At 70.4% G+C, this 11,444-nt stretch carries 9 protein-coding genes and 1 pseudogene; 3 read left to right on the top strand and 7 right to left on the bottom strand.

Going from position 1 to position 11,444, the window contains the following annotated elements:
* Window positions 1–277 (top strand): annotated as a pseudogene (locus AB0I88_RS40170) (hypothetical protein); the annotation flags it as partial.
* Between the two features lie 161 nt (window positions 278–438).
* On the opposite strand, the gene AB0I88_RS40165 reads toward AB0I88_RS40170, so the two are convergent.
* From AB0I88_RS40165 to AB0I88_RS40140, 6 genes are all read right to left on the bottom strand, one after another.
* On the bottom strand, window positions 439–1,536 hold the full coding sequence (locus tag AB0I88_RS40165) for a branched-chain amino acid aminotransferase (RefSeq protein ID WP_361037367.1): 1,098 nt from the start codon (window positions 1,534–1,536) through the stop codon (window positions 439–441).
* 120 nt (window positions 1,537–1,656) lie between these two features.
* Complete coding sequence (locus tag AB0I88_RS40160) at window positions 1,657–2,682, bottom strand: 3-isopropylmalate dehydrogenase (protein ID WP_361037369.1); 1,026 nt, start codon at window positions 2,680–2,682, stop codon at window positions 1,657–1,659.
* A 344-nt stretch (window positions 2,683–3,026) separates the two neighbouring features.
* Window positions 3,027–4,040 carry a ketol-acid reductoisomerase gene (gene ilvC / locus AB0I88_RS40155; RefSeq protein WP_361037365.1) on the bottom strand — a complete coding sequence of 338 codons (1,014 nt, stop codon included), beginning with the start codon at window positions 4,038–4,040 and terminating at the stop codon, window positions 3,027–3,029.
* A gap of 41 nt (window positions 4,041–4,081) precedes the next feature.
* The gene (gene ilvN / locus AB0I88_RS40150; protein WP_361037363.1) at window positions 4,082–4,600 is read right to left on the bottom strand and encodes an acetolactate synthase small subunit; all 519 of its coding nucleotides are present in this window, start codon (window positions 4,598–4,600) and stop codon (window positions 4,082–4,084) included.
* On the bottom strand, window positions 4,597–6,426 hold the full coding sequence (locus tag AB0I88_RS40145; protein WP_361037361.1) for an acetolactate synthase large subunit: 1,830 nt from the start codon (window positions 6,424–6,426) through the stop codon (window positions 4,597–4,599). The genes ilvN and AB0I88_RS40145 overlap by 4 nt, the downstream gene beginning before the upstream one ends.
* A gap of 140 nt (window positions 6,427–6,566) precedes the next feature.
* On the bottom strand, window positions 6,567–8,924 hold the full coding sequence (locus AB0I88_RS40140) for a bifunctional diguanylate cyclase/phosphodiesterase (protein ID WP_361037359.1): 2,358 nt from the start codon (window positions 8,922–8,924) through the stop codon (window positions 6,567–6,569).
* Window positions 8,925–9,025: 101 nt separating this feature from the next.
* On the opposite strand from AB0I88_RS40140, the gene ilvD reads away from it, so the two are divergent.
* Both ilvD and AB0I88_RS40130 read left to right on the top strand, forming a co-directional pair.
* Window positions 9,026–10,873 carry a dihydroxy-acid dehydratase gene (ilvD, locus tag AB0I88_RS40135; RefSeq protein ID WP_361037357.1) on the top strand — a complete coding sequence of 616 codons (1,848 nt, stop codon included), beginning with the start codon at window positions 9,026–9,028 and terminating at the stop codon, window positions 10,871–10,873.
* Window positions 10,874–10,887: 14 nt separating this feature from the next.
* Window positions 10,888–11,031 (top strand): hypothetical protein, encoded by a 144-nt coding sequence (locus AB0I88_RS40130; protein WP_361037355.1) that lies wholly within the window; start codon window positions 10,888–10,890, stop codon window positions 11,029–11,031.
* A 160-nt stretch (window positions 11,032–11,191) separates the two neighbouring features.
* On the opposite strand, the gene AB0I88_RS40125 is transcribed toward AB0I88_RS40130, so the two are convergent.
* On the bottom strand, window positions 11,192–11,444 hold a 253-nt coding region (locus AB0I88_RS40125), incomplete at its 5' end, for a hypothetical protein (protein ID WP_361037353.1).

The raw sequence follows: 11,444 nt of genomic DNA, 5'->3' as shown, positions 1-11,444 counted from the left end.
CTTCATGACCACCACCGATTTCCCGTACAAGAGTGACTGGGCACGACGGCAGTACACCGAGGGAAAAGCCGAAGGGAAGGCCGAGGGAAAAGCCGAGGGGAAGGCTGAGGGTGAGGCTGCGGCCGTTCTCACCGTGCTCGCGGCCCGGGGGCTGGAGGTCTCCGACGAGCAGCGTGCCAGGATCACCGGCTGCACCGATCTGGAGCAGCTCACCGAGTGGATTCGGCGGGCGGTGACGGTGGAGCGGGTGGAGGATCTGGGGCTGGAGATCCGTTAGGGGACGCGTCAGCCCGGCGGGCGCGCTACGGCCGTGAGGTCGCAGCGCGCCGCGTGGAGACGGCGGGGCGGGCGGAGTTGCGTGTGGGAACGGCTTCGCCCGTACCGGAGAAAGGTTGAAAGGGCGACCGCCCACCCGGGGTGAGCGGTCGCGCGGCGGGATCAGAGGACGCGGTGCACCCAGCCGAAGGGGTCTTCGGCGAGGCCACGCTGGATTTCGACGAGCTGTTTGCGGATGCCCATGGTGACCTCGCCGGGACCGCCGTCGGCGACGGTGAATTCGCCGTCCTCGCCGCGGATCGCTCCGATCGGGGTGATCACCGCGGCGGTGCCGCAGGCGAAGGCTTCGCGGACCCGGCCGGAGGCGGCCCCCTCGCGCCACTCGTCGAGGCTGACCGGGCGCTCCTCGACCTTGCGGCCGGCCCGGCCGGCCAGCTTGATCACCGAGTCGCGGGTGATGCCGGGGAGGATGGTGCCGCTCAGCGGCGGGGTGACCAGGGTGCCGTCGTCGAGGACGAGGAAGACGTTCATGCCGCCGAGTTCGTCGATGTACTTTCGCTGCACCGCGTCGAGGTAGACGACCTGGTCGCAGCCGTGTTCGGCGGCCTCGGCCTGTGCGGAGAGGCCGGCCGCGTAGTTGCCGCCGCATTTGGCGGCGCCGGTGCCGCCGGGGGCCGCGCGGGTGAAGTCGGGCGACACCCAGATGGTCACCGGCTTGACGCCGCCGGAGAAGTAGGGGCCGACCGGGGAGGCGATGACCAGGTAGAGGTATTCGGTGGCGGGCCGGACACCGAGGAAGACCTCGCTCGCGTAGGCGAACGGGCGCAGGTAGAGACTGCCCTCGGGGTCCTCGGGGATCCAGTCGCGGTCGATCTTGATGATCTCGTGCAGCGACTGGAGGAACGTCTCGACCGGCAGGGCCGGCATGGCCATCCGCTGGGCGGACAGGTTGAACCGGTTGGCGTTGGCATCCGGGCGGAACATGGCGACGCCGCCGTCGGGCAGCGTGTACGCCTTCAGACCTTCGAAGATCTCCTGGGCGTAGTGCAGCACGGCGCTGGCCGGATCCATCGGGATCGGCGCGCGAGCCTCGACGCGCGGCTCGAACCATCCCTTACCGTCCGCGTAGCGCACGGTGACCATGTGGTCGGTGAAGATGCGGCCGAAACCGGGGCTGGCGAGGAGGGCGGCGCGGTCCGCGTCGCTCACGGGTGCCGGGTTCGGACGGATCTCGAATGCGAGGTTGTCACCACCGCTCATAACAGGTGGACCTGCTTTCTGCAGAAGAATGTAAGCATGCGGGGGCACCCGTAGTGCCCCATGAATTTACCCCGAACGGTCGTTAACGCAATGACCTCGGGTGACGAAGCCCGGGAGGGCTCAGAGTGCGGAGGCGACCCGGTCGCCGACCTCGGCGGTACGCAGTGGCGCGCCCGGGGCCCGGGACGCGACCTCAGCCGCGACCGCCTCGGTTACTCGCCCGGCCTCGTCGAGGCGGCCCAGGTGCTCCAGCAGCAGAGCGGCGGACAGGATGGCGGCCGCCGGGTCGGCGATGCCCTTGCCGGCGATGTCCGGCGCGGAGCCGTGGACGGGCTCGAACGTCGACGGGAACTTGCGCTCCGGGTTGACGGAGCCGCTGGCCGCCATGCCGATGCCGCCGGTCACCGCGGCGGCGATGTCGGTGAGGATGTCACCGAACAGGTTGTCGGTCACCACCACGTCGAACCGCTGCGGGTTGCTGACCATGAACATGCTGGCCGCGTCGATGTGCTGGTACTCGGTGGTGACCTCGGGGAACTCGGCGGCGACCGCGGCGAAGGCCCGCGACCACAGGTTGCCGGCGTGGGTGAGCACGTTGGTCTTGTGGACCAGGGTGACGTGGCGGCGGTCGCGGCGCCGGGCCCGGGCGAACGCGTCGCGGATGACCCGCTCGACGCCGTGCCTCGTGTTCAGGCTCTCCTCGGTGGCGATCTCGGCGGGGGTGTCCTTGTGCAGGACGCCGCCGGCGCCGACGTAGAGGCCCTCGGTGCCCTCACGGACCACGACCATGTCGATCTCGCCGGGCTTGACGCCGGCCAGCGGGCTGACGGTGCCGGGCCACAGCTTCGACGGGCGAAGATTCACATACTGATCGAAGTCGAAGCGGAGCTTCAGCAGCAGGCCGCGCTCGAGGACGCCCGGCGGGACGCTCGGGTCGCCGATCGCGCCCAGCAGGATGGCGTCGTGGCCGGCCAGCTCGTCCTGAACCGACTGCGGCAGGACCTCGCCGGTGCGGTGGTAGAGACGGGCGCCGAGGTCGTACTCGTTGTAGTCGACTCCGGGGAGGACGGCGTCGATGACCTTGCGGGCCTGCGCGGTCACCTCAGTGCCGATGCCGTCGCCGCCGACAACCGCGATCCGCGCCACGCTCACGTCAACTCTCCCCACACGTCTGGTCAACCCAGGCAAGGCTACCCGCCCGTCCCGAAACACGGAACGGCAGTCCCACAAAGCGAACAGCCCCCGGGCCGCGGCAAACGGTCCGGGGGCTGTGGCGACGAGAAATCCCGCCGGGATTACGCACCGCTCGCCCCGGGGACGGGCACCGTCACCCGAAGACGGGCCCGGTCGAGACGCGCGGCTGGGACAACGCTAGCGATGCGGACTAATGACGCGCAAGACGCGCGGCCCCGCGTGTCGGACTCGCCCCCACGCCGCGCTCACGAGGAAGGCCCGGCACGGGGCCGGGCCTTCGCCGTACCGATCAGGAATCAGGCGGTCTCGGTGATCGGCCGGTCCACCCAGCTCATCATGCCGCGCAGCTTCTTGCCGGTGACCTCGATCGGGTGCTCGGCGCCCTGCTCACGGTACTTCTTGAGCTCGGGGCCGCCGGCCTCGTCGTCGGCGATCAGACGGCGGGTGAACTCGCCGGACTGGATGTCGGCGAGGATCGCCTGCATCTCCTTCTTGGTCTCGGCGTTGATCACGCGCGGGCCGGAGACGTAGTCACCGAACTCGGCGGTGTCCGAGACGCTGTAGCGCATCCGGGAGATGCCGCCCTCGTACATCAGGTCGACGATCAGCTTGAGCTCGTGCAGGCACTCGAAGTAGGCGATCTCCGGGGCGTAACCGGCCTCGGTGAGCACCTCGAAACCGGTCTGCACCAGCGCCGCGGTGCCGCCGCAGAGGACGGCCTGCTCGCCGAACAGGTCGGTCTCGGTCTCCTCCTTGAACGTCGTCTTGATGACGCCGGCGCGGGTGCCGCCGATCGCCTTCGCGTACGACAGGGCGAGCGCCTGGCCCTCGCCGGTCGGGTCCTGCTCGACCGCGATCAGGGCGGGAACGCCCTTACCGTCCACGTACTGGCGGCGGACCAGGTGGCCCGGGCCCTTCGGGGCGACCATGGCGACGGTGACGTCGGCCGGCGGCTTGATCAGCTCGAAGCGGATGTTCAGGCCGTGGCCGAAGAACAGCGCCTTGCCCGCGGACAGGTTCGGAGCGATCGACTCAGCGTAGATCTTGCGCTGCGCGGTGTCCGGCGCGAGCACCATGATCACGTCGGCCCAGGCGGCGGCCTCGGCCGGGGTCTTCACGGTCAGGCCCTGCTCCTCGGCCTTCGGGCGGCTCTTGGAGCCCTCCTGCAGGCCGACCACGACCTCGACGCCCGAGTCGCGCAGCGACAGCGAGTGGGCGTGGCCCTGGCTGCCGTAGCCGATCACGGCGACCTTCTTGCCCTGGATGATCGACAGGTCAGCGTCGCCGTCGTAGAAAACTTCCGCGGTCATGACTTCCTTCTTCTGATGGGTCTTCGTGCGTGGATGTGAGATCAGGCGGCGCGGAGCGCGGGGCCCGTGGTGATGGAGCGGGAACCGCGGCCGATGGCCACGAGGCCCGACTGGACCATCTCCTTGATGCCGTACGGCTCGAGGTCGCGCAGCAACGCATCCAGTTTGTCGGGATTACCGGTGGCCTCGATCGTCAGGGTGTCCGGAGCGACGTCGATCACCCGCGCCCGGAACAACTCGACGGTCTCGAGCACCTGGCTGCGCTGCGCCCGATCGGCACGCACCTTGACCAGCAGGAGCTCGCGCTGGACCGACTGGGCCGGGTCCAGCTCCACGATCTTCAGGACATTGACCAGCTTGTTGAGCTGTTTGGTGACCTGCTCCAGCGGGGACGACTCGGCGTCCACCACGATCGTGATGCGGCTGACGTCCGGGTTCTCCGTCTCGCCGACCGCAAGGGAGTCGATGTTGAAGCTGCGCCGGGAGAACAGGCCGCTGACCCGGGCCAGCACACCCGGCTTGTTCTCGACCAGCACGCTCAGCGTGTGCTTGGTGCTCACAGGTCGTCCTCCTCGAACGTCGGGCGCACGTCCCGGGCGAACATGATCTCGTCGTTACTGGTGCCGGCCGCGACCATCGGCCACACCATGGCGTCCTTGCCGACCGTGAAGTCGATGACCACCGGAGCGTCGTTGATCTCCATGGCCTGCTTGATGACCTTGTCGACGTCGTCCTTCGACTCGCAGCGCAGACCGACACAGCCGAGCGCCTCGGCCAGCTTCACGAAGTCCGGGATCCGGTGCTTGTGCGTGCCCAGCTCGGTGTTGGAGTAGCGACCGTCGTAGAACAGGGTCTGCCACTGCCGGACCATGCCCAGGTTGCCGTTGTTGATCACGGCGACCTTGATCGGGATACCCTCCAGGGCGCAGGTGGCCAGCTCCTGATTGGTCATCTGGAAGCAGCCGTCGCCGTCGATCGCCCAGACCTCGGTGTCCGGCCGCGCGACCTTGGCGCCCATCGCGGCCGGAACCGCGTAGCCCATCGTCCCGGCGCCACCGGAGTTCAGCCAGGTGCCCGGCTTCTCGTACTTGATGAACTGGGACGCCCACATCTGGTGCTGGCCCACGCCGGCGCAGTAGATCGCGTCCGAGCCGACCAGCTCGCCGATCCGCTCGATCACGTACTGCGGGGCCAGGCTGCCGTCGGTCGGCTCCTCGTAACCCAGCGGGTAACGCTCACGGATGTCGTTCAGCGTCGACCACCAGGCCGCGTACTGGTCGGTGCCGCCGGCCGAAGAGGACACCGCCGCGATCAGCTCGTCGATCACGTGCCGGGCGTCGCCGACGATCGGGACGTCCGCGTGCCGGTTCTTGCCGATCTCCGCCGGGTCGATGTCGGCGTGCACCACCTTGGCGTCCGGGGCGAACGAGTCCAGCTTGCCGGTGACCCGGTCGTCGAAGCGGGCACCCAGCGTCACCAGCAGGTCGGCCTTCTGCAAGGCGTACACCGCGGGGACCGTGCCGTGCATGCCGGGCATGCCCAGGTGCTGCGGGTGCGAGTCGGGGAACGCGCCGATGCCCATCAGCGTGGTCACCACCGGGATGCCGGTCAGCTCGGCCAGCTTGCGCAGCCCGTCGGTGGCGCCTGCCTTGTGCACGCCGCCGCCCACGTACAGAACCGGCCGCCTGGCCGCGGCGATCAGCCGGGCCGCCTCGCGGATCTGCTTACCGTGCGGGTGCAGGGTCGGCCGGTAACCGGGCAGGTCCAGCGCCGGCGGCCAGGAGAACATGGTCTGCGCCTGGAGGACGTCCTTCGGGATGTCGACCAGGACCGGGCCGGGCCGGCCGGTCGCCGCCAGGTGGAACGCCTCGGCCAGGGTCCGGGGCAGCTCCTCCGGGTTCTGGACCAGGAAGTTGTGCTTGGTGATCGGCAGGGTGATGCCCTGGATGTCCGCCTCCTGGAAGGCGTCCGTGCCGATGAACGACCGGCCGACCTGCCCGGTGATCGCGACGATCGGCACCGAGTCCATGTACGCGTCCGCGATCGGGGTGACCAGGTTGGTGGCGCCCGGCCCGCTGGTCGCGATGCAGACACCGACCTTGCCGGTGGCCTGGGCGTACCCGGTGGCGGCGTGGCCCGCGCCCTGCTCGTGGCGCACCAGGATGTGCCGCACCTTCGAGTCGAACAGCGGGTCGTACGCCGGCAGGATCGCCCCGCCGGGGATGCCGAACGCGACCTCTACTCCGAGCGCCTCGAGCGACCGGACGAGCGCGCCGGCACCGGTGGTGGCGACCGGGGCCACAGTGGTGGAAGCGGTGTTCACGGCCGCCGCGACGGTGGCCGGAGTGACTCGGTGGGCGAGGGATTCGGGAGTGGGTCTCGTCATGGCAGTTCAGACCTTTTCGGGTTGGTCGCACCGGTACTTGAGCAACAAAAAAGGCCCTCGTGCGGGATGCACGGGACCTAGCGCACTCTCCAGTGGGAGAGTGCGCTCAGATAAGTACTCGGGACGCGAAGCACATGCGGCTAACCTTGCCCCATCTCACGGCCTGAGTCAACTGATCCCACATTTTGATCACCAGAGGTGGTGACGAAATCCGGATCACTGGGCAATAGGGCCCTGACCTGCCGCATCCCCGGGCCGAGCCGGACCACCTGGCTGCGGGCCGCGGCGTCGATCGGCGGGCTGACCCGGGGCGCCGGCAGCGGGCGCGGGCCGACCGGGCGCAGAGTCCGCAGCCGGGACTCGAAGTGTTCGGGCGGGACACCCCAGCCGAACAGCGAGCCCTGCCCGAGCCGGCAGCCGGCCTCCTCGACGATCGCCCGCTGCGCCTTCGTGCCGATGCCCTCGGCCAGCACCTCCAGACCGAGCCGGTGCCCGAGCCGGACCACCACGTCGACCAGCGGGGCCGCCGTCCCGGTACGCGACTCCGGCTCCGCCACCAGCGCGTGATCGATCTTGAGAATGTCCACCGGGAGGGTCCGCAGCTGGCCCAGCGACGAATAGCCCGCGCCGAAGTCGTCCAGCGCGATCCGCACCCCGGTCCCGCGCAGCTCCGCCAAGCGGCGGACCAGCTCCTCCATGTCGGTGGCGACGGCGTGCTCGGTCACCTCCAGCACGAGACGCTGCGGGGGTACGCCGTACTCCGCCAGCACGTCCGCCACCTGGGCGGCGTAGTCGGAGTTGTGCAGCTCCTTGGGCGACAGGTTCACCGACAGCCAGACGTCGTGCCCCTTGGCCCGCCACTCGGCGAGCTGCTTGCACGCCTGCTCCAGCACCCACGCGCCGATCCGGTTGATCAGCCCGGACTCCTCGGCCACCGGGATGAACTCGACCGGCGGCACCCGGCCCAGCTCCGGATGGGTCCAGCGGAGCAGCGCCTCGGCGCCGACCGGGCGCATCGACGGCAGCGCCACCACCGGCTGGAAGACCAGACTCAGCTGACCACGGTCGATGGCGTGCCGCAGCTCGCCGGTGAGCGTGGCCCGGCGGCGCAGCAACTCGTCGTACCTCGCCTGGTAGCGCTCCACCCGGTTCTTGCCGCGCTGCTTGGCGTAGCGCAGGGCCAGGTCGGCGTCGTGCAGCAGCTCGCCGGTCGCGGCCACCCCCAGGCTCGCGGACAGGAAGATCGAACCACCACCGTCCACCTCGTACGGCTCCCCGAGCACGGCCAGCAGACGGTGCGCCGCCAGCACCGCCTCGTCCGCGTCGCCGCGCATCAGCACCGCGAACTCGTCACCGCCCAGCCGGGCCGCCACGTCACCGGCCAGCAGGTTGCGCCGCAGCCGGGCGCCCACCTCGGCCAGCACCGCGTCGCCGACGTCGTGGCCCCGCATGTCGTTGACGGTCTTGAAGCCGTCCATGTCGATGCCGATGAGTGCGGACTGCCGCGCGGAGGACCGCAGCGCCCGCTGGAGGCCGCGCCGGTTGGCCAGCCCGGTCAGCGGATCGGTGTGCGCCAGTTCGCGGAAGTGCGCCTCGCTCTGCCGCAGCCGCAGCGTGTAGCGGCGGACGTCGTCGAGCGCCAGGTACTGCCGGGCGACCAGGGCCAGCCCCACCACGGCGGCGCCGAAGTAACCGGCCGCGTCCAGCGTCCCGCCGCGGGCCAGGTGGTAGCCGAGCGCGCTGAGCAGCGCCAGCATCGGGAACACCGCATACGCCCCGCCGCGCTCCAGCACGTCGCCGGTCACCTGGACCGGGCGGTCGGCGACCCGCACCGCCCACGCCGCCACGGCCAGCCCGGCGGTCAGCAGCAGCCCGCTGGCCAGCGTGAAACCCTCGTTGCCCCGGCAGAGACCGACGGCCAGCACGTTCGCCGCGGCGGCCACCAGGCCGACACCGGCCGACACCCGGACGGTGTGCCGCCGCGGCCGGTGGGCGTGCAGCGCCAGCACCGCGGTCAGACCGAGGGAGAGCACCACCAGAACCGCCGGCACCAGGATGGCGGGACACCGGTACGGCGTCGCGTCGCCGAGGATCCGGGTCGGCCGGCTGACCAGCACCCATCCGACGAACCAGATCGCGGCCGCGATGACCAGCCCGTCCAGGACGTGCCGGACCGCGGCGGCCGGGCCCCGGGCGGCGCCGGGCAGCGCCACCGTCCCGGCGAGCAGGACGACGACGCCGATCGCGGTGCCCGTGGCCACCGCGGTGGCCAGCGCCTGGGCGTACCCGGGAGAGTGATGGTGGCCGGTGATCAGCGCGGTGGTCAGGCCGGCCAGCGCCGCCGCGGTGACCAGCGCCCCGCCGGCGGCCAGCAGCAGATGCGCCCGCCGGGCCGCGCCGGTGTGCCGGTGACCGGACCGGGCCAGATAGGCGACCGCCGGTACGGCGACCAGCAGGCCCACGAGGCCCGCCAGATCCATTCCGGACGGTGAGTGCACGGACACACTGTGCCCGATCTTCGTCGATTCCGACACCCCCGGCGTCCCGCGCTGTGGACGTCAGGCGCTGTTCCAAGCCCCGGCGGTGGCACTATTGAGGGATGCCTGAGCTGCGCTCCCGGACCTCGACCCATGGTCGCACCATGGCCGGCGCGCGCGCCCTGTGGCGCGCCACCGGCATGACCGACGACGACTTCGGCAAGCCGATCGTCGCCATCGCCAACAGCTTCACCCAGTTCGTACCGGGTCATGTGCACCTCAAGGACCTCGGCGGCCTGGTCGCCGAGTCGATCGCCGCGGCCGGCGGCGTCGGGCGCGAGTTCAACACCATCGCCGTGGACGACGGCATCGCCATGGGTCACGGCGGCATGCTCTACTCGCTGCCCAGCCGCGAGCTGATCGCCGACGCCGTGGAGTACATGGTGAACGCGCACTGCGCCGACGCCCTGGTCTGCATCTCGAACTGCGACAAGATCACCCCCGGCATGCTGATCGCCGCGCTGCGGCTCAACATCCCGACGGTGTTCGTCTCCGGCGGCCCGATGGAAGCCGGCAAGACGATCGCCATCGAGGGCGTCGTGCACGAGAAACTCGACCTGGTCGACGCGATGAGCGCGGCCGCCAACGACAACGTGACCGAGCAGCAGCTCGACACGATCGAGCGGTCCGCCTGCCCGACCTGCGGCTCCTGCTCCGGCATGTTCACCGCCAACTCGATGAACTGCCTGACCGAGGCGATCGGCCTGTCGCTGCCCGGCAACGGCTCGACGCTCGCCACGCACGCCTCCCGCAAGGCGCTGTTCACCGAGGCCGGCCGGCTGATCGTGCAGATCGCCAAGGAGTACTACGAGAACGACGACGAGTCGGTGCTGCCCCGCTCGATCGCCAACCGGGACGCCTTCGAGAACGCGGTGGCCCTCGACGTGGCGATGGGCGGGTCGACCAACACGATCCTGCACCTGCTGGCCGCGGCCCGCGAGGCCGAGCTCGACTTCAGCGTCTCCGACATCGACGCCATCTCGCGCCGGGTGCCCTGCCTGTCGAAGGTCGCACCGAACAGCCCGAAGTACCACATGGAGGACGTGCACCGGGCCGGCGGCATCCCCGCCCTGCTCGGTGAGCTGCGGCGCGGCGGCGCACTGAAGGAGAACGTGCGCGCCGTGCACTCTCCGGACCTCACCACCTGGCTCTCCGACTGGGACATCCGGGGCGGATCAGCCAAGGAGCAGGCGCTGGAGCTGTTCCACGCCGCACCGGGCGGAGTGCGCACCACCGAGCCGTTCAGCACCACCAACCGCTGGGCGACACTCGACACCGACGCCGAGGGCGGCTGCATCCGGTCGGTCGAGCACGCGTACACGGTCGACGGCGGCCTGGCCATCCTCTTCGGCAACCTCGCGCCGGACGGCTGCGTCGTCAAGACCGCCGGCGTCGACGAGTCGATCTGGAAGTTCACCGGCCCGGCCCGCGTCTACGAGTCGCAGGACGACGCGGTCGCCGGCATCCTCGGCAAAGAGGTCGTCGAGGGCGACGTCGTGATCATCCGCTACGAGGGCCCGCGCGGTGGCCCCGGTATGCAGGAGATGCTCTACCCGACGTCGTTCCTGAAAGGCCGCGGGCTGGGCAAGGCGTGCGCGCTGATCACCGACGGCCGTTTCTCCGGCGGCACGTCCGGCCTGTCCATCGGCCACGTCTCCCCCGAAGCGGCCGCCGGCGGCCTGATCGCGCTCGTCGAGACCGGCGACGAGATCACCATCGACATCCCCGGCCGCGGTATCACGCTGAACGTGCACGACGACGTCCTGGCCCAGCGCCGCCACGAGCAGGAGCGACGGCCTCGCCCTTACACGCCGGCCGACCGCCAGCGGCCCGTCTCGGCGGCGCTGCGCGCCTACGCCTCGATGGCGACGAGCGCCAGCGACGGCGCCTACCGGCGAGTCCCCGAATAATCACCCCGATCGGCATGATCCGCGGCGAGGACGGCGAATCCACCGTCCTCGCCGACGGCGAACCCGGTCAGGTCACCGTGAGCATCCGTAGACAGCTAGCCGAAATCCAGCGCGGCCTCGCCGAAGACCCCTTCGGCTGGGTGCACCGCATCTTCTGATCCCACCGCACGACCGCTCACCCTCGGTGGGCGGTCGCTCTTCAGCCCTTCTCCGGTACGGGCGAAGCCGTCCCCAGACACAACTCCGCCCGCCCCGCCGTCTCCACGCGGCGCGCTGCGACCTCACGGCCGCGGCGCGCCCGCCGGGCTGATGCGTCCCCTAATGGATCTCCAGCCCCAGATCCTCCACCCGCTCCGCCGTCACCGCTCGCCGAATCCACTCGGTGAGCTGCTCCAGATCGGTGCAGCCGGTGATCCTCGCGCGCTCGTCGTCGGAGACCTCAAGCCCCCGGGCCGCGAGCACGGTGAGGACGGCCGCAGCCTCACCTTCGGCTTTTCCCTCGGCTTTTCCCTCGGTGTACTGCCGTCGTGCCCAATCACTCTTGTACGGGAAATCGGTGGTGGTCATGAAA

This window comes from Actinoplanes sp. NPDC049802 (assembly GCF_040656595.1).
GTDB lineage: Bacteria > Actinomycetota > Actinomycetes > Mycobacteriales > Micromonosporaceae > Actinoplanes.
Note: the sequence above shows the minus strand (reverse complement) of the source record. Positions and strands in the feature narration are given on the sequence as shown.